General features: G+C 66.7%; 20 protein-coding genes. 10 read left to right on the plus strand and 10 right to left on the minus strand.

Going from position 1 to position 17,423, the window contains the following annotated elements:
- Positions 1–56: 56 nt before the first annotated feature.
- From NATPE_RS13555 to NATPE_RS13570, 4 genes are all read left to right on the plus strand, one after another.
- Positions 57–866 carry an RIO1 family regulatory kinase/ATPase domain-containing protein gene (locus tag NATPE_RS13555; protein WP_006182056.1) on the plus strand — a complete coding sequence of 270 codons (810 nt, stop codon included), beginning with the start codon at positions 57–59 and terminating at the stop codon, positions 864–866.
- Positions 867–1,305: 439 nt separating this feature from the next.
- Positions 1,306–2,886 carry an aldehyde dehydrogenase family protein gene (locus tag NATPE_RS13560; protein WP_006182057.1) on the plus strand — a complete coding sequence of 527 codons (1,581 nt, stop codon included), beginning with the start codon at positions 1,306–1,308 and terminating at the stop codon, positions 2,884–2,886.
- A gap of 94 nt (positions 2,887–2,980) precedes the next feature.
- On the plus strand, positions 2,981–4,171 hold the full coding sequence (gene glmU / locus NATPE_RS13565; RefSeq protein WP_006182058.1) for a bifunctional sugar-1-phosphate nucleotidylyltransferase/acetyltransferase: 1,191 nt from the start codon (positions 2,981–2,983) through the stop codon (positions 4,169–4,171).
- 128 nt (positions 4,172–4,299) lie between these two features.
- Positions 4,300–5,022 (plus strand): hypothetical protein, encoded by a 723-nt coding sequence (locus NATPE_RS13570; protein WP_006182059.1) that lies wholly within the window; start codon positions 4,300–4,302, stop codon positions 5,020–5,022.
- A 663-nt stretch (positions 5,023–5,685) separates the two neighbouring features.
- Here NATPE_RS13570 and NATPE_RS13575 read toward each other — a convergent pair.
- The 6 genes from NATPE_RS13575 to NATPE_RS13600 form a co-directional block, all read right to left on the minus strand.
- On the minus strand, positions 5,686–6,540 hold the full coding sequence (locus NATPE_RS13575) for a nitrilase-related carbon-nitrogen hydrolase (RefSeq protein WP_006182060.1): 855 nt from the start codon (positions 6,538–6,540) through the stop codon (positions 5,686–5,688).
- A 27-nt stretch (positions 6,541–6,567) separates the two neighbouring features.
- On the minus strand, positions 6,568–7,002 hold the full coding sequence (locus NATPE_RS13580; protein WP_006182061.1) for an SRPBCC family protein: 435 nt from the start codon (positions 7,000–7,002) through the stop codon (positions 6,568–6,570).
- Positions 7,003–7,097: 95 nt separating this feature from the next.
- Positions 7,098–7,322 (minus strand): DUF7123 family protein, encoded by a 225-nt coding sequence (locus tag NATPE_RS13585; protein ID WP_006182062.1) that lies wholly within the window; start codon positions 7,320–7,322, stop codon positions 7,098–7,100.
- 111 nt (positions 7,323–7,433) lie between these two features.
- Positions 7,434–7,619 (minus strand): DUF7525 family protein, encoded by a 186-nt coding sequence (locus tag NATPE_RS13590; RefSeq protein ID WP_006182063.1) that lies wholly within the window; start codon positions 7,617–7,619, stop codon positions 7,434–7,436.
- Between the two features lie 132 nt (positions 7,620–7,751).
- Positions 7,752–8,783: a phosphate signaling complex PhoU family protein gene (locus tag NATPE_RS13595; protein WP_006182064.1), complete on the minus strand. Its 1,032-nt coding sequence runs from the start codon at positions 8,781–8,783 to the stop codon at positions 7,752–7,754.
- A 130-nt stretch (positions 8,784–8,913) separates the two neighbouring features.
- Positions 8,914–10,053, minus strand: coding sequence for an ATP-NAD kinase family protein (locus NATPE_RS13600; protein ID WP_006182065.1), 1,140 nt, complete (start codon positions 10,051–10,053; stop codon positions 8,914–8,916).
- A 201-nt stretch (positions 10,054–10,254) separates the two neighbouring features.
- On the opposite strand from NATPE_RS13600, the gene NATPE_RS23310 reads away from it, so the two are divergent.
- A complete protein-coding gene (locus tag NATPE_RS23310; RefSeq protein WP_006182066.1) occupies positions 10,255–10,389 on the plus strand; it encodes a hypothetical protein in 135 nt (44 codons plus the stop codon).
- Between the two features lie 2 nt (positions 10,390–10,391).
- Here NATPE_RS23310 and NATPE_RS13605 read toward each other — a convergent pair whose 3' ends face one another.
- Entirely contained in the window at positions 10,392–11,075 is a 684-nt protein-coding gene (locus tag NATPE_RS13605; protein WP_006182067.1) for a competence/damage-inducible protein A, read from the minus strand.
- A 132-nt stretch (positions 11,076–11,207) separates the two neighbouring features.
- A complete protein-coding gene (locus NATPE_RS13610; RefSeq protein ID WP_015298669.1) occupies positions 11,208–12,431 on the minus strand; it encodes an IS701-like element ISNpe1 family transposase in 1,224 nt (407 codons plus the stop codon).
- Between the two features lie 72 nt (positions 12,432–12,503).
- Between NATPE_RS13610 and NATPE_RS13615 the strand changes: the two genes are divergently transcribed.
- The 4 genes from NATPE_RS13615 (at position 12,504) to queC (ending at position 15,014) form a co-directional block, all read left to right on the plus strand.
- Positions 12,504–12,860 (plus strand): winged helix-turn-helix domain-containing protein, encoded by a 357-nt coding sequence (locus NATPE_RS13615; protein WP_015299140.1) that lies wholly within the window; start codon positions 12,504–12,506, stop codon positions 12,858–12,860.
- Between the two features lie 126 nt (positions 12,861–12,986).
- Positions 12,987–13,466 carry a 6-pyruvoyl trahydropterin synthase family protein gene (locus NATPE_RS13620; protein ID WP_006181080.1) on the plus strand — a complete coding sequence of 160 codons (480 nt, stop codon included), beginning with the start codon at positions 12,987–12,989 and terminating at the stop codon, positions 13,464–13,466.
- 1 nt (position 13,467) lies between these two features.
- Complete coding sequence (locus NATPE_RS13625) at positions 13,468–14,256, plus strand: 7-carboxy-7-deazaguanine synthase QueE (protein ID WP_006181081.1); 789 nt, start codon at positions 13,468–13,470, stop codon at positions 14,254–14,256.
- A gap of 29 nt (positions 14,257–14,285) precedes the next feature.
- Entirely contained in the window at positions 14,286–15,014 is a 729-nt protein-coding gene (gene queC / locus NATPE_RS13630; protein ID WP_006181082.1) for a 7-cyano-7-deazaguanine synthase QueC, read from the plus strand.
- Between the two features lie 25 nt (positions 15,015–15,039).
- Here queC and NATPE_RS13635 read toward each other — a convergent pair whose 3' ends face one another.
- Both NATPE_RS13635 and NATPE_RS13640 read right to left on the minus strand, forming a co-directional pair.
- Positions 15,040–15,324, minus strand: a complete 285-nt coding sequence (locus NATPE_RS13635; protein WP_006181083.1) for a sulfurtransferase TusA family protein — start codon at positions 15,322–15,324, stop codon at positions 15,040–15,042.
- Positions 15,317–16,324 (minus strand): hypothetical protein, encoded by a 1,008-nt coding sequence (locus NATPE_RS13640; RefSeq protein WP_006181084.1) that lies wholly within the window; start codon positions 16,322–16,324, stop codon positions 15,317–15,319. Before NATPE_RS13640 ends, NATPE_RS13635 begins: the two co-directional genes overlap by 8 nt.
- A gap of 163 nt (positions 16,325–16,487) precedes the next feature.
- Between NATPE_RS13640 and NATPE_RS13645 the strand changes: the two genes are divergently transcribed.
- The gene (locus NATPE_RS13645) at positions 16,488–17,399 is read left to right on the plus strand and encodes a hypothetical protein (RefSeq protein WP_006181085.1); all 912 of its coding nucleotides are present in this window, start codon (positions 16,488–16,490) and stop codon (positions 17,397–17,399) included.
- Positions 17,400–17,423 lie beyond the last annotated feature (24 nt).

A 17,423-nucleotide genomic window follows, 5' to 3' on the forward strand; every position in this document is an offset into this window, starting at 1 on the left:
CCTTCCACCGATAACACTTCGGGACGCATTTAACGCCGCCGCTCCTGACTGGCGGTATGGACATCCGCCGGCTCGCACGAGGGACCGTCGAGTGGAGCCGCATCGAGCGTGTCGTCCGCACGCTGGCGGATCGCTACGACCGCGAGTCGGTCCGCGTCGAGTTCCTCGAGGCGGACAACTGGCTGTCGACGCCCTGCGTCATCGACGACGAGTGGTTCGTCAAGATCGTCTCCCGACAGAACGCCCTGGTGCATGCGGTGTTGACGACCGGCCGAAACGTCGGCGCGTTCTCCTCGGGCACCGAAGGCTTCTTCGATCGGTTCGACACCCCTCGAGAGATGGTCGAACACGAGTACGAGGCCACCCTCCGAATGCGCGAGATCGGTATCAACGCCCCTCGGCCGATCGATGCCTTCGAGGTCAACGGACTGGGCGTCCTCGTCCTCGAGTACCTCCCGGAGTTCCGGTCGCTCGACGACGTGGCCGACGACGCCGTCGCCGAACGCGCGCCGGAGCTGTTCGCCATGCTCGCAACGCTGCACGACCACGGACTTGCCCACGGCGACCTGCGGGCCGAGAACATCCTGCTGTGTGACGACGAGTTCTACTTCATCGACGCGACCAGCGTCCACGACGACCGTGTCGACGAGACGACCGCCTACGATCTAGCCTGTGCGCTCGCGGTCCTCGAACCTCGAATCGGGCCTCGAGCGGCCGTCGACGCCGCTGCGACGGCCTACGGACCCGACACCTTGCTCGCCGCACGGGAGTTCCTCGATTTCGTGCGGCTCCGGCCCGACCACGAGTTCGACTCGACGACGCTGCGCAGCGAACTCGAGAAGGCGGCCGAGCTGGGCGGGGCGTGAGGGCGAGGACCGGTCACGCCCCGACCACAGGCGGCTGCAGGCACGACAACGGACCGTCACCGAGGAGCGCAGCGAGGAAGCGGACCGATAGACGACTCCGTCTTCGAGCGCCGTACTCGGGTCGGCGGACCGGAACGAGGCGGTCTGCTATCGTGGCAACACGGGATGACCACGCCCTCCCCAGCCGATTCGCTCGCTCATCCCTCGCGCACCATCGATCCGCGGCTCACATCGGTTCGCCGCGGAACAGCGCGCGCCACTGCAGGGCGGATGATCAGGGGGAACGAGACTGCCACCGATACGAGCGAACGTCAGTCCGTCGGCTGAGAGCGGGCTCGAGTCGACGGGATCCACCGGTTTCACTCGAAAATCCACACGACCGATCCGTGACATGTGAACGACCAGCAGGATTTTGGCCGCGCCGGTCGTAGTCGATCGTATGAGCCAGCAAGCCACTGAACAGGTATACGGCCACTACATCGGCGGCGAGTGGACGGAGGGCTCGGGCGATACCTTCGAGAGCGAAAACCCCGCAACCGGCGAGACGCTGGCGACGTTCCGGCGAGGCACGGCGGCCGAGGTCGATCGGGCGCTCGAGGCGGCGGACGAGGCCTTCGAGGAGTGGCGCGAACTGTCCTACATCGACCGGGCGGAGTACCTCTGGGACATCTACCACGAGTTGCGCGAGCGTCACCAGGAACTCGGGGAGATCGTCACCAAGGAGTGTGGCAAGGAGATCTCCGAGGGGAAGGCGGACGTCACCGAGGCCTGGCACATGGTCGAATGGGCGGCGGGCAACGCGCGCCATCCACACGGCGACGTCGTGCCGTCGGAAGTCGCGGGCAAGGACTCCTACATGCGCCGTAAGCCGCGCGGCGTCGTCGGCTGCATCACGCCGTGGAACTTCCCCGTCGCGATCCCGTTCTGGCACATGGCCATCGCCCTCGTGGAAGGCAACACCGTCGTCTGGAAACCAGCCGAGCAGACCCCGTGGTGTGGCCAGATCATCGCGGAGATGTTCGAAGACGCGGGCATCCCCGACGGTGTCTTCAACATGGTCCAGGGCTTTGGCGACGCCGGCGCGGCGATCACCGACGACGAGCGCGTCGACACCGTCCTCTTTACCGGCTCGGCCGAAGTCGGCCACGGGATCGCCGACAAAGTCGGGGGTGAACCCGGCAAGCTCGCGGCCTGCGAGATGGGCGGGAAAAACGGGATCGTCGTCACGGAGAACGCGGATATGGACACCGCGGTCCACTCCGCGGTCATGTCCAGCTTCAAGACGACCGGCCAGCGCTGCGTCTCGAGCGAGCGCCTGATCGTCCACGAGGACGTCTACGACGAGTTCAAGGAACGCTTCGTCGACATCGCCCAAGACATCGCGGTCGGTGACCCGCTCGAGGAGTCGACGTTCATGGGGCCGGCGATCGAGGCCGACCACGTCGAGAAGATCCACCGGCATAACGAGTTGGCCCGCGAGGAGGGGGCCGAGGTGCTGGTCGATCGATTCGAACTCGAGGACAGTGAGATTCCGGAGGGTCACGAGGAGGGGGCGGCTACTGCCGCCGATGGTGAGCGTAGCGGCAGCTACGCGAACGGCCACTGGGTCGGCCCGTTCGTCTACGAGATCGACTACGAGTCCGATCTGCGCTGTCTCAACGAGGAGTGTTTCGGTCCCCACGTCGCCCTCCTCGAGTACTCGGGTGATATCGAGGATGCAGTCGAGATCCACAACGATACACCCTACGGGCTGGCAGGGGCAATCATCTCGGAGGACTACCGGCAGCTCAACTACTTCCGCGACCACGCCGATATCGGACTCGCGTACGCGAACCTGCCGTGTATCGGCGCGGAGGTCCAGTTGCCGTTCGGCGGCGTCAAGAAATCCGGCAACGGCTATCCGAGCGCCCGCGAGGCCATCGAAGCCGTGACCGAACGCACCGCCTGGACGATGAACAACGCCGACGAGATCGAGATGGCACAGGGGTTGTCGGCCGATATCACAACCTCCGAGGACTGAGCCCGTTTCGCCTCTCCCTATCAACGCCCGGCTTGCGTTTCAGATCCTACTCGGAAACGAATCGCTTATCCGGGGATTCGTGGAAGGGCCGGACATGAAAGCAGTCGTTCTCGCGGCGGGCCAAGGAACCCGAATGCGACCGCTGTCGGAATCGGTGCCGAAGCCGATGCTGCCGGTCGCTGATCGCCCGCTCGCGGCGCACACAGTCGACGCGGCGATCGAGGCCGGAGCCGACGAGATCGTCCTCGTGATCGGCTACGAGGCCGAGACGGTCCGTGACTACTTCGGCCCCGAGTACCGCGGGGTCCCCGTCTCCTACGCCGTTCAGGAGCGACAGGCCGGGACCGCCGACGCCGTCAACGCCGCTCGTGACCACCTCGAGGGCCCCTTCGCCGTTCTCAACGGCGACAACCTCTACGATCCGGCGGCGATCGACCGGCTGTTCGACGCCTGTCCTGCGATCTGTGCGATCGAAGTCGCGGAGCCGTCCAACTACGGCGTCCTGAGTACCGAAGGCGGCCCCGATGGCCCCGTTACCGGAATCATCGAGAAGCCCGACGAACCACCGACGAACCTCGCCAACGCCGGCGCCTACGCCTTCCCAGCCGAGGCCCGGCAGTGGCTCGAGGTCCCCGCCAGCGAGCGGGGCGAACACGAGATCACCGACGTCGTCGCGCGGGTGATCGAGGAGTTCGACATGACACCGGTCACGCTCGAGCGGTGGCTCGACGTCGGCCGCCCGTGGGAACTGCTCGAAGCCAACGAGTGGAAACTCGCCACCCTCGAGCGCCGGATCGACGGCGACGTGAGCGAGGACGCCCACCTTGAGGGCGACGTGGTCGTGGAAGCGGGAGCGACGATCGAACCCGGCGTCGTGATCGAGGGCCCGGCACTGATCCGCGAGGGTGCCGAAGTGGGGCCCAACGCCTACGTCCGCGGCGCGACGCTGATCGGCCGGGACGCCGAGATCGGCCACGCGGTCGAAGTGAAAAACAGCGTCGTCTCCCCGGGCACCTCGGTCAGCCACCTCTCCTACGTCGGCGACAGCGTCCTCGGGCGAAACGTCAACGTCGGCGCGGGGACGAACGTCGCCAACCTCCGACACGACGATGCCGACATCCGGTTCACCGTCAAGGGCGAGCGCGTCTCGACTGGCCGTCGGAAGTTCGGCGTCGTCGCCGGCGATGGTGTCAAGACCGGCATCAACACGAGTCTGACCCCCGGACTGAAACTCGAGGGCGGCGCGACCACGCGGCCCGGGGAAGCCGTCGAGCGGGATCGGTAGTCCGACAGTCCGCTCGAGTGACGGCGGCTCCCCCCTCGGACAGCGTTGCGTCGGCAACATCGTTTATAGGGGATTAGTGACTTCTCCCGCACATGTCGACGGCGACGGTTCGCGGCACGATCAGGGGGATGGGGCAGCGAGCGAATCCGGCCTTCGCGGTCGCGGTGATACTGATTCCGCTGGCCGCCTTGGGCTATGCGGTGACTGTCGCGACGGTCCAGCAACACACCTACGTTCACGTGATGGCGGGGGTTCTCTGGACGGGGATCGATGTCTTCATGGGTGCGGTCCTCGGCCCGGTCATCGGCGGCTTGGACGACGAGGAGAGTTCGGCGGTGTTCCAGCGGCTCACGCCGAAGACGGCGTTTCTGCTCCCGTCGCTGGCCTTCGTCACCATCGCGGGCGGGATCACGCTGGCCCAGCGGATCGGTCTCTTTCCCCACGCCGACGCGTGGCTGGCGCTCTTTACCGCGGTGAACGTGATCCCGATCCTGCTCCTGCTGGGCTGGCGACTGGACGCCTGGGACGACCGCCGCTGGCAGATTCCATTCGCCGTCGCGACGGTCGGCTCGCTGGCTTGGGTCGCGCTGACGATCGACGGCTTCGCGATGACCGAACCGACCGTCGCGGTGGCACTTGCCCTCGTCACGGTCCTCTCGGTGCAGGGCTTTGGCTTCCTGTTACCCGGCGAGATCCGGATGTACCGCGAGATGCGCTCGGCCGACCCCGATCCGTCGATCATCGCCGGGATCGGCAAGCAAAACGCGATGCTCGGCGGCGTCCAGGGAGTCTTTCAGTTGCTTCTCATCCTCGATATGGTGTACCTGCGCTACGGTGGCTTTCCGTTCTGACCACCGATCGGTCGTTTATCGTGCGGTGGCGCGCGCTGTCGGCCGACCTCGTATTGCGAGCGGTGAGCAACGCGAACCGTGAGCCGAGCGAGCGCTAGCGAGGCTGGCCGACGACACTGTGCGAGGTCTTCGCGAACGGAGTAAGCGAACGGCTCGGAAGACGCGGAGCGTCTTCCGGTGGATGAGTGAGGGAACGTCGTGACCGAACGTTAGCGCGGAACCTTCGGTTCCGCGAACCATACGAACGGCGGCAGAGCCGCCGTGAGCAGCAATCGGCTGGGGAGGGTGTGGCTACTCACTGTTGCCACGGTAGCAGGACACTCCGTTCCGGTCGCACGATCCTACCTCAATGCACGATCTCAATAGTTCATAACTCTCACGAACACTACAGTTGACCTCGAGACGTTGCTCGAAGCGATCGGAACGAAAGCGAGAGGCGAAAGGGTGGACGAGGAGGCGGGCGCGGTGTAACGCTCGGGTCCCGGGACCCGAGCGCGCGACGGGCCGGAGCGACGCGCAATGCCGGGTAGACGTGAAAAGCGTCTGTGCCGGCAGCCAAACAAATGGCGTGGGACAGTAAAAAGTCAGCGGTCGGCGAACCCGTGTCCGGCCCGCGGTCACAGCCGTCCGTCCGGGCCCGTTACAGCCGCCGGTCCAGCCCCGTCACAGCCGTCGGTCCCGCAACGCGGGGAACTCCTCGCGGACCTCGGCGACCGTCGCCGGATCGATCTCGGCCGTGACCAGCGCCGGCTCGTCTCCGCTCGAGGAAAGCGCGACGCCCCAGGGATCGTAGACGCTCGAGCGCCCGAGCAAGGTCGCGTCGTCGAACTCGCCGGCCCCGTTGATCGTCGCCACGTAGGCCTGATTCTCGATGGCGCGGGCCCGCGAGAGGGTCTGCCAGTGTTCGATGCGGGGGTAGGGCCATGCGCTGGGGACCAAGAGGAGTTCGACGCCGTCGTCGACCAGCCGTCGGTAGAGTTCCGGGAACCGCAGGTCGTAACAGGTCGTCACGCCGACGGTCAGGCCGCCGATCGTCGCCGTCTCGAGGCGCTGGCCGGGGACCAGCAGTTCGGACTCGGCCGACTCGTAGCCGAAGAGGTGGTGTTTCCGGTAGACCAGTTGCAGGTCGCCGTCGGAATCGAACAGGGCGGCGGTGTTCGCGAGGCCGTCGTCGGCCGGCGTCGGGACGCTATCGGTCGCGGCGAGGTCCTCGACGATGGTCCCCGCGAGGACGGCGACGTCGTGATCGGCCGCGGCCGCGCGGAGTCGCCCGAACGTCTCGCCCGCGAACGGCTCCGCCTTGCGCGCGTAGAGATCGAACGCGAAGTAACCCACGTTGAACAGTTCCGGCAGGGCCACGAGGTCCGCGCCGCGGTCGGCGGCGCGAGCGATCGCCGCCAGCGCGCGGTCGACGTTGGCCTCGACCTCGCCGGCCTCGACGCGAATCTGTGCGAGCGCGATCGACAGCGAGTCGCCGGACTCACCGCCGTCGTGGTCGGCCTCGGTCTCGTTGCTCATACCTCGAGCGTGGCGGCCCCACCACCGTTACTGTGTCGTCTGCAGGTCCCGCTCGAGCGCGCGCTGGAGGTTCCGCAGCTCGGAATCGAGGTTGCGCTTGAAGAACTTCTCGACGCCGGGGAGCTTGCCGTCGACGTCGAAGTGGTTCTCGAGGCGCGTCCCGTCGTCGGTCTCGACGATCTCGTGTTCGCCGGTGACGTCCATCACTTTCGACTTGCCGACGAATTTGACGTACTCGGGCGGTCGCCGGGTGACGTCTTCGGTGTTGACCGTCACCGTCTTGCGAACGAGCGGGATGGGCAGCGCCACCTGCCAGGTCACGCGCCGGCCGTCCGCGTCGTCGACGGCGTACTCCTCGACGACGCTGATCGCCCGGGCGCGGTTCGACGGGTCGGCGATGAACTCCCAGACCCGCTCGGGCGACGCGGGCACGTCGAACGACCGGTCGACACGTACAGTCATGCCCGTACCTCTGCGATTGTTGGATAAAAAGGCCGTGGACCCATCGGCGGCGTCGACTCGAGTCGGGCACGGCCGTCGCGGTCCGGCGTGGCCGATCAACTGGTGGTGACTCGCCAGGTCGTCGACCGGGCACGACCCCACTTCTCGATGTCGACCTCGTCGGCTTTCTCCGCGAGATGCGGGAGCCGAGCGCCGACCTGTTTCGACGAGAGTCCGATCGCGTCCGCGATGTTCTTCGCCCGGAAGTACTGTTCGCCGCGGGCCGCGCTCTCGCGGAGATACGAGAGGATCCGTTGCTCTTCGTCGGAGTAGTCCGTCATCGTCCGTAGGTCCCGCTAGGGGAGCAGCGCTCTTAACTGTTAACGGCAACGGCCCGCGATACCCAGCGAGCGGTCGAAACCGGAGGCATGTGGCCGGGGCTGCCGACAACCTCAGTAGGAGAAGAGGTGGATCCCGACGACCGCCAGCGAGCTAAAGAGAACGGCCGCGGCGAAGCCCCAGGCCGCCGTTATCTCCGGTGCGCCGACGAGCATCAGCAACGCGCCGATCACCGCGAGCGCACCCAGTGCGAGCGCCAGTCCAACGCCTTTGTCCGTCGTTTCGGATTCCGTAGCCATGCTCGGGGGTTGCGTGTGGGGTCCCTTAACTTCACCCATTCCTGACGGATCGAGCGTCGAACGGACGCCGGCCGCTCGGCCACCGATTCGCGGGAGAATCGACCGAACGTCTTCGCCACGCTCGCGCGGCTGTCACTTGATCGTCGTGTGTTCGGACTCCTCGTTGAGCGCGAGGTTGGCCGCGATTTCTCCGTTTCGGGCCGCGTACTGGGCGGTCTGCTCGAGGCTGACCAGCACCTCCCGCACCCGAAGCAGGTCCTCGTTGTCCATCTCCGGCAGCCCCGAGAGGATCTCGTCTTCGCGGGCGGAGATCTCGTGGAACAGTCCGCGGACCTCGTTGGACTTGTCGTAATCGCGCTCGACGGCCGCCTCGACCGACTTGGTCGTGATCTCGTCGACCAACTCGTTCAGTTCCCGGATCTCGCGCATGACGGCGCTCTCGACGTTCAGGGTGTGGCCCTCCGTCTCGATGACGATGTCGGCGATGTCCTCGCCGTTGTCGGCGGTCAGCTCGAGGTTCTTCGCGATCGAGCGGTAGCCGATCAGCGGGAAACCGGTGTTCAGGCCGACTGCCCGCGCGAGGTTGGGGTTCTGGTAGGCCGTAAAGATCAGCCGCAGCAGGAGGACGAAGATCTTGTTGGCCTGGCGCTCCCGGTTCAGGGCGCGCTGGGCCAGATCGGGGTTGCCGTGGGCCAGCGCCTTGATTCCCTCGCCGCGCATCGTCTGGCCGGTCCGCTCTAAGCGCTCGAGGAGGTTGTCGAGCGTGAAGTCCTCGGGGTCGACCGAACAGCGGATCGAGATGCTCTCGGGGGTCTCCTCGATGACGCCCAGCCCCATCAGCTGGGTCTCGGCCTGGTAGACCGCGTTGATGTGATCCGACTCGAGCGCGCCGTCCTCGCGTTCGATGCGGATGATGCGGCGGCCGAGAACGTACTGCGCGACGATCGCGCGCTCGACGGCGTCGGCGTCGAGATCGTCGGTGTGGATGATCGCCTCCGTCTCCTCCGAACTCGCGGACTCGGGCATCACGGTCAGGGTGCCCTTACCGCTGGTGCGCAGCGAGACCTCATCGCCCTTCTCGACGCCGTGTTCGGACGCCCACTCGGCCGGGAGCGTCATCGCCAGCGTCGACGGACCGAGTCGTTGGACTTTCCGCGTTTCCATACGGGCCCCTAGGCGGGACTTGACCTTAATCTTGACTATATGGTCATTATATAGCGCCGCATGGTTATATGGTTGATTTACGTGGCCGTTTTGCACAACCCCTTATACGCTTCGAGCGTGACGGGGCCGGCTACACGACGTTGATCAGCCGCGTCGTGAACCGGCCGGTCCGGACCTGTAACCACCCGCGGAGCCGCTCGTCGATCTCCTCGTCGTCGGTGTCGACGCGCAGCGAGTCGAGGTCGGCGAGTTTCTCGTCGGACGCGACGACCTCGATCTCCTCGGCCCGCCGGATCACGGCCGGCGAGATCTGGTGGTTACCGCGACCGAAAACAAAGCCCTGGCCGCCGATCGGCGAGACGACGATCGTGGCCGGCGACTCGAGTACCGAGAGGATCTCCGATTCGCCGGCGTCGCGGGCCAGCAACGCGCCGCCTGACTCCCCGTCTTCGGTCCCAGCACGCCAGACGTCGACACCCAGCGGCGAGGGGTCGATCCCCAACTCCGCCTCGATCGCGCCGACGGTGCTGCCGGGGCCGAAGACGTAGGTCCGGCCGGGCTCGACCTCGCGAGCGAACCCCGCCGCCAGCGAGTCGACGCTCCCGCTCGAGACCTGTTTGCCCGACTGGACCGCCGGCGCGACGGGGACCGGCACGATCGCTTTGAGTTCCGTTCGGACCTCCCCCTCGCGGTAGGCGTCCTCGTCGATATCGTTGACTTCGCGGCGCTCGACGCGGTCGAACTCGGCGGCGATTCGGCCGGCGTCGGCCGGCGTCACGCCGAAGACCGACGAGTAGATCTTGACGCCAGCTGGGACGCCCAGCATCGGCGTCTCCCCGTCGGCTTCCGCGAGCGTCTCGGCGACGTCGACGGCGGTGCCGTCGCCGCCGACGAAAAAGACGAGATCGACGTCGGCCGCGAGCAGCGCTCGGACGGCCGCACGCGTGTCGTCGGCCGACGTCTCGGCCGTCTCGGGGTCGGCGACCCGAGCCGGGCCGTCGGTCACGGCGGCGTCTGCCGGGTCGTAGACGATCTCGGGTTCGTAGCCGGCGTCCCGGACCGCGCGTTCCCCCATGACGCCCGCGGCCGTGGAGACCGCGAGGTCGGGGGCACGGCGATGGAGCGATCGCAACGCCTCGCGGGCCCGGTCCGGCGCGCGCGGCTCGGCACCGCGGCGCCGCGCCTCCTCGAGTTTCCCGTCGGTCCCCTTTAGTCCGACCCGACCGCCCATCCCCGCGATCGGGTTGACGACGACGCCGATGGCCTCCATACCGCCCTCTGGGGAAGCCAGCCGGAAAGCCGTATCGCGTCGCCTCCGGTGGTGTTCCGCTGCAGGCCCTCGAGCGGCCGGTGGGCCTCGAGGGTCGCGGGCGGAGACGCGGCGGGGTCGACCGGCCAACGGACTCGAAGGTCCGTGGCCGACGCGCTCGCTTTCTGAACAATTAAGGGGGACGGGTACCGATCGCCGACTATGTCAACACTGATCGAGGCCGCTGTTCTCGCGTCGGAAACGGAACCGGAACTGCCGATGCAACTCGTCGGCTGGGGCGCGCTCGCGCTCGGCCTCCTGGTGACGGTCGCCTGGGCGGTCTCGCTCTACCGGTAAGATCACGGCGAGTCGACTCGCTCGCGGAGCCAATCGGCAGCGTCGGCGACCGTCGCTTCGTCGGTGCCGGTCAGTTCGATCCTGACCGACTCGCCGGGGTAGCTGCCGACCGAGACATCGAACCGCTCCCGGACGTCGGCGATCCGATCGAGCAGGGCGCTCTCGGCCTCGCCGGCGACGACCGTTTCGCGGTAGGTCGGGGTCCCCGCGAACTCGTCGGCGATCGACTCGAACATCGCCTTCATCTCCGCCGGGACGCCCGGGAGAACGTAGACCCCCTCGAGGGCCGCGCCGGGGGCGACGCCCGCGTCGTTGTGCAGGGCCCGCGCGCCGGCGGGTAAATCGGCCGTGCCGGCCGCGAGGTCGTCCCGCGTGTAGCCGTCCTCCTCGAGCCAGGCCAGTGCAGCGTCGTGTTCTTCGACCTCGCGGCCGAGGGCCGCCGCGACCCCGTCCATGGTGAGATCGTCGTGGGTCGGGCCCAGCCCCCCGGTGACGATGACGGCGTCGTACTCCGCGCGGTACTCGTTGACCACGCGGGCGATGTCGGCCACGCGATCGGGAACCGTGGTCACCCGGCCGACGGTGACGCCGCGGTCGTCGAGTTCCGAACAGAGCCACGTGGCGTTCGTGTCCGTCGTTCGTCCGGCGAGCAGTTCGTCCCCGACCGTTACGACCGCGACGTTCATACCCCGTCGTTCGGGCCGGACCCCCAAATGCGTCTCGCCCTCGGCCGATCGCCGCCGGCTCGTGGGCCTCGCCTCGACCTGTCTGATAAAGTAGTACTCACGGTAACCACAAGATTCAATCCAGATAATTACTCAGCTTTGCACGCTAGCCTCGGTTGTTGAGTGAACGAAGAGATGATCGATCTCGGTCATAAGGTCATCAACACCGCGGTCATCATTGTCTCGAACCCACGAGAGAAGGTTGTAGACGGCTTCCTTCAGGGAGTGTTCGAGGTTCGCTCGAAGCGATGACGCCTTCGAGCGAACCGTTCCCAAGGCGCTCGAATCGGGATCAAGACGAACGAGACTGTAGGCAGCCATCAGGAGGTGCCAGTGGCGACTGGCACCTCCGTCAGTCTGCAGCTCGCAGTCTCCCAAGCCGAGATCCTGCTTCGAGTCCTCGAAGAACGTCTCGATGCGCCAGCGCATCCCGTAGGAGCGAATGATGTGGGCGGTTGGTGCGTCGGTCTTGTTCGTAGCGAGGTACTTGATCGGGTTATCTTCGTCTCCGTCGGTCTCTTTCTCTGCGATGACCAGCTTCACGTCTCCCAACTGGGAGACGGGAAGCTTCTTCGTCCAGATGTGATAGGTTTCGTCGTCAATATCGCGCTCAACCGTGTCGATGCGCTCTTCCAGCGCATCGACGCGGAGCTCTTTGCCGGCGTAAGTCACCTGTCGATTGCTCCGGAGCGGGCCGATCCAGTCCTTGCCGTAGGATTCGATGTGTTCAGGAAGGCCAGAATCGTGAGCGAACCACGAGTCGAAGAGGTAGGTGTTCGCAGGCACACCTACCTCTTCTTCGAGTTCGGTGATGATCTCGCGGGCGAGGTCGTACTTGGTGTCGTGGTCTTGGTCATCCTCGTCTTGCTTTTCGTAGAGGCGGAAGGTGAGCGGGTAAGCGGTTTTGTCGTCAGCGTAGAAGGCGTAGATGAGGTCTTGCCCCCAGACAGTGTCACCTTCGGCGTGATCGTAGAAGTGGCCGACGCCGGGGACTTCGTCCCCGGCTTTCTCGGTGATCGTGTCGTCGAGGATAATGTAGCCATCCGTTGACCAGCGTGTTTCACCGTGTTTCTGGAGTTCTTCAAGGCGTTCGTGGTTGAACTGCTGTTCGTCCCAGTCGTACTCGGTGAGGAACTTGTTGAGAGCGCGTTTGCTGTTGGCTGGAAGGACTTCGCGTGCGATGCCCGCCACGGTCTTGTTGCTGGCCGCAACAAGACCTGTGGCGTAGGTTTTGGCGTGATGACGTTGTGCTGGAGACAGCGACTCGAACTCGTCGAACGCACGCGTACACGACAAGAAGTCCGTAATCGGCATCATCCGTCTTTGCCACCGCCTACGTCACGCTCCTACTTCAACGTGCAAAGCTGAGTAATTAGTAAGGAGGGTACTATGTCTCGGAGTCGGACGGAACGAACGGAGGCGGACTCGGCCACAGTGCTATCCGCGCTAGGGAACAAATACAGCGCGGAGATCCTCTGTGCGGCCGGCACGCCGAAATCAGCGCAGGCGCTTAGCGAGGACATCGAGATCCCGATCGCGACCTGTTATCGCCGGATCGAGGAACTCGTCGACGCCGGACTGTTGACCTGCGAAGGTCGACAGCTCTCCGACGAGGGGCGACGGACCAATATCTACCGACGGACGCTCGACGAGATCGAGATCGACTTCTCGAACGACACCCCCGAGTTCTCCCGCAAGCGCCGGACCGAGGCGAAAAACAGGCTCCAGGACAAACTCGAGGATTAACGCCTCGAGCCGGCAGTTCCCGCCGGGAGGCGGGACGGTCCGCGTTCCGTTCTCGAAGCGACGACTCCGATCCCAGCGTAGCGGCCGTTCGGTCATCCTTAAGTATTCCCACGAGAATCCCATGATATGACCGACACCGCCGATCCCCGCGAACGCGGCTCCGACGCGACGACCGACGATGCGATCGTCGGCACACGTCGCACCCTCCACGTCGGCCGCGACCGGCCGATCCGGATCAGTACCGGCCACCGGATACGACACCACGACGGCAAGTGTGCCCGCCCGCATGGCCACAACTACGAGATCACCGTCACCGTCACGGGCCGGCTCACCGAGGAGGGATGGATCGCCGACAAGGGCGATATTACCGACGTGATATCCGAGTGGGACCACCGGTTCCTGCTCGAGGCCGGCGACCCGCTGATCGAGGCCTTCGAGGCGGCCGGCGACGGGGACGGCGTCGTCGTCCTCGAGCAGCCGCCGACCGCGGAGGTGATGAGCGTCGTCTTGGAGCGAAAGCTCGCGGCGGCACTGCCCGAGACGGTCACCGACGTCGCCGTGCGGGTCAGCGAGACGAGCGAACTCTGTGGGGGCAGCGGGTTCTGAGATGCCGGTTTCCGACTCCATCGACCTCGATTCGGACGCGAACACCGCGGGCGAGGAGACGCCGGACGGACTGCCGATCAACGAACTGTTTCACTCCCTCCAGGGGGAGGGCACCCTCGCCGGCGTCCCGTCGACGTTCGTCCGCACGAGCGGCTGTAACCTCCGCTGTTGGTTCTGTGACTCCTATCACACCTCCTGGGAGTCCACCCACGCGTGGCTCGGTCGTGAGGAGATCCTCGCCGAGATCGAAGCCCGTGACGCCGACCACGTCGTCCTGACCGGCGGCGAACCGCTGCTCCACGACGAGAGCGTCGCCTTGCTCGAGGCCCTCGACGAGCGGGGGTATCACACCACCGTCGAGACAAACGGGACGATCTACCGGGACGCGCCGATCGATCTCGCCTCGATCAGCCCGAAACTCGCGAGCAGCACGCCGACGCCGGAACGCACACCGGAGGACGCCCCCGCCGGCGAGTGGGAGGAACGTCACGAACGCGATCGGATCGACATGGACGCGCTGACCCGGCTGGTCGAGGAGTACGAGTTTCAACTCAAGTTCGTCGTGACCGACGGCGACGATATGCCGGAGATCCTCGAGTTGCTCGGCGACCTCCGCGACGCCGCCGCGGTCCCGATCCCCGACGACGACGTCCTCCTGATGCCCGAGGGCGCGACCCGCGAGCGCCTCGCGGAGACCCGAACCCGGGTCGCCGACCTCGCGATGGAGTACGGCTTCCGGTATACGCCGCGCCTGCACGTCGACCTCTGGAACGACGCCCCCGAGACGTAACGCCGACCGATCGACCGCTCGAGACACGCATGACCGACGATACCCACACCACGACCGACGAACCGTCCGAAAAACGCGCCGTCGTCCTCCTCTCGGGGGGGATGGACAGCGCCACCGCCGCCGCCGTCGCCCGCGATCGGGGCTACGAGATCTACGCCCTGCATACCTCCTACGGCCAGCGCACTGAAGATCGGGAACTCGAGTGTGCCCGCCGGCTGGCTGAGGAGTTCGATGCGGCCGACTTCCTGCGGCTCGAGACCGACCACCTCGCGGCGATCGGGGCCTCGAGCCTGACCGACGAGGAGATGGCCGTCGAAGACGCGGACATGGAGAGCGACGAGATCCCCACCTCTTACGTCCCGTTCCGGAACGCCAACCTGCTCGCGATGGCCGTCTCCTACGCCGAGGCCAACGACTGCGGCGCGGTCTTCATCGGGGCCCACAGCGAGGACTTCTCCGGGTATCCGGACTGCCGACCCGCCTTCTTCGAGGCCTTCGAGGACGTGGTCGACGTCGGGACCAAGCCCGAGACCGAGATTTCGATCGAGGCACCGTTCGTCGAGTGGTCCAAGACCGACATCGCCGAACGGGGCGTCGAACTCGAGGTCCCCTACGAACACACCTGGAGCTGTTACCGGGAGAACGAACCCGCCTGCGGCACCTGCGACGCCTGTGCGTTCCGGCTGCAGGCGTTCCAGAACATCGGCGTTCGCGACCCGATCGAGTACGCCGAACGGCCGTCCTACACCGACGAGTAGCGATTCCGACGACTCGGCGCGTCGCTCACCCTTCGCGAACGCGGAGATACGTCGTGTACACCGTCGTCAGCAGGCCGGTTCGCTCGCTCTCGATGCCGAGCAGTTCGTGGGAGGTCTGTGCCGCCAGCTGCGGATACTCCTGTTTCGACCGTTTGTCCGTACTCCGGATCTCGAGGACGGCCCCGTCGGGCAGGTCCTCGAGCGCTCGCTGGACGGCGGCGATGCCGTTGGCACAGCCCCGGCCGCGGTTGTCGACGGTCCGGTCGGGGTCGACATCGGGCAGCTCCGTCGGGACGGCCGCGTCAGTCATCGCTCGTCACCTCCGTCGGCTCGGGGCCGGCGGCGTCGGTCGTCGGTCCGTCGCGCTGGCCGCCCATCTCCTCGAGGTCACAGACCCCGTCGATGGGCGAACAGGCCCGCCACATCGGGCAGAGTTTGAAGATGACCACGAGGACGCCGATCGATCCCAGTTTCGCCGCGACTGCGAGTCCGAGGGTCGTTCCCAGATAGGTCCCGATCGTCGTGCCCAGAGCGTCGACGGCCTGATACAGTCCCGTCGCGATCAGGGTCGGAATGATAAAGCGGACGGCCCACCGGAACCGCTCGAGCTGTTGGCCGGCGGCACGGATCACGGGCGTCGTTGGGTACTCCTGACCGGTCGGGACGGCGACGAAGATGTTCCAGACGGCCCCGCCGACCCACACCGCGAACGCCAGCAGGTGGAGGACTCGGACGCCGACCGCGAGGCCGTCGCCGGCCCGGAGTCCAACCTCGAGCGCGGCCGTCAGGACGACGGCGGCCAGCGCCAGCGCCAGCGCCGCGAGCCCGAGTGGGCCGCGGAACTGGGCGTCGACCGATGCGGAACGCAGCGACTGCGTCCCGCCGGCCGCGACGAGTCCGAGGACCGCCGTCCCGAGCGCGAGGACGGGAAGCGGCCGCGAGACGGCCGCGGCGTACCGATCGATCGCGACGGCGGCCCCGGGGACGAGAACGACGAGCGCCCCGATCGCGATCCAGTGGAACCGGTCGTACATCCGCGCGCAGTAAGCGTCGGCCCCGGTCTCGAGATCGCCCGGGCTGACGAAGCCGTGTTTCCAGAGTAGTCCGCCGGCAAGCACGCCGAGGGCGACGAAGTAGCCCCACTTGGCGACCGCCACCGCGAGGCTTCCGCTGCCGGCGAGTCGGCCGGTCACCACCGTGCCGAGAAAGGACGCAGCCAGAATGATCGTCAGCGCGATTTTCGGGAGCGTGTACTTGTCGAAGAGGTCGTCCGCCGTCGTCTCGACGGATTGCCTCGTGGAGCCGGCCATACTGTGGGGTCACCCGCCTCGTCGTTGGGTCGGTCGCCACTAAGGGCTGGTCGCGGACATATTCGCTCGCGCGGTTTCAGCGGGCCGAACCAGTTCGGAGTCCCGGACGAATCGGTTCGGGTCCGGACCTTAGCGTCTCGACGCCCTAACGCCGCCCAACGCCATGACCGGAACCGACGCTCGAGAGTCGACGACGCCGATTTCGTGGACGAGGGGGAGCCAGGAACGGCCCGCACCCCTCGTGGAACGGGTACCGTACGTCGAACTCCGTCTCGAGCATCCATCGCTCGAGGCCGACCGGTTCGGGGACGCGTTCTTTCCGGACGCGATCCCCTACGAGTTCCGGGGCGAACGGCGCGTGTTTTACTGGCGCTCGGTGCTTCCCCCCGACGGGCCGGCACCCGCCGACTGGACCGGCGTCTGCGCGACGACGCACGGTCTCCGCGCGCTCACCGCCGACGGGACGCGGTCGCCGTCGCTGTGGCCACAGGACGGGACGATCGGCGACGGGGCTGCCTCCGGTACCGACGCCGTCCGCGAACTCGTCGTCGATGGGACCGTCGCGGGCGATTCGACGGTCGCTGCCGTTCGCGACTACTCGCCGCCCGCGATCGCGGTTCGGGCAACTGACGCCGACGCGGTGTCCCTCGAGACGCCGGCTGGTCCGCTCTCCGTGCCGGCCGGCGAGCGGACGACGGTCGAGCTGTCGTCCCAGTCCGTCCGCTCGGCGACCGACGGCGAATCCCGGACCGTGACGCCGCGGCTCCGCGTCCGCTATCCCGGTCAGCGGACCCTGTATCATCCCGCTCGCGGTGCCGACACCGCCGTCTTTCCCTCGTTCGGGCTCGACCTCGAGACTCTGCCAAACCCCGTCCCCGTGCCGACCGCGGCCGGCGAACTGGACGACCGCGGGCTGGCGGCCGCGCTCGGGGTCGATCTCTCCGAACGACCGTATCCCGAACGCGTCCTCTGGCAGGCCATCGCGTACGGTGCGTTCGATCCCCACCGAGGGGCGGAACCGCGGCTGTCCCAGCCGAGAGACGACCTGCTTCGACTCGAGAACCCGACGGCGTGATACCGCCGCCGGCGATCACCGTCG

Origin of the sequence: Natrinema pellirubrum DSM 15624, assembly GCF_000230735.2 — an archaeon.
GTDB classification, from domain to species: Archaea; Halobacteriota; Halobacteria; order Halobacteriales; family Natrialbaceae; genus Natrinema; species Natrinema pellirubrum.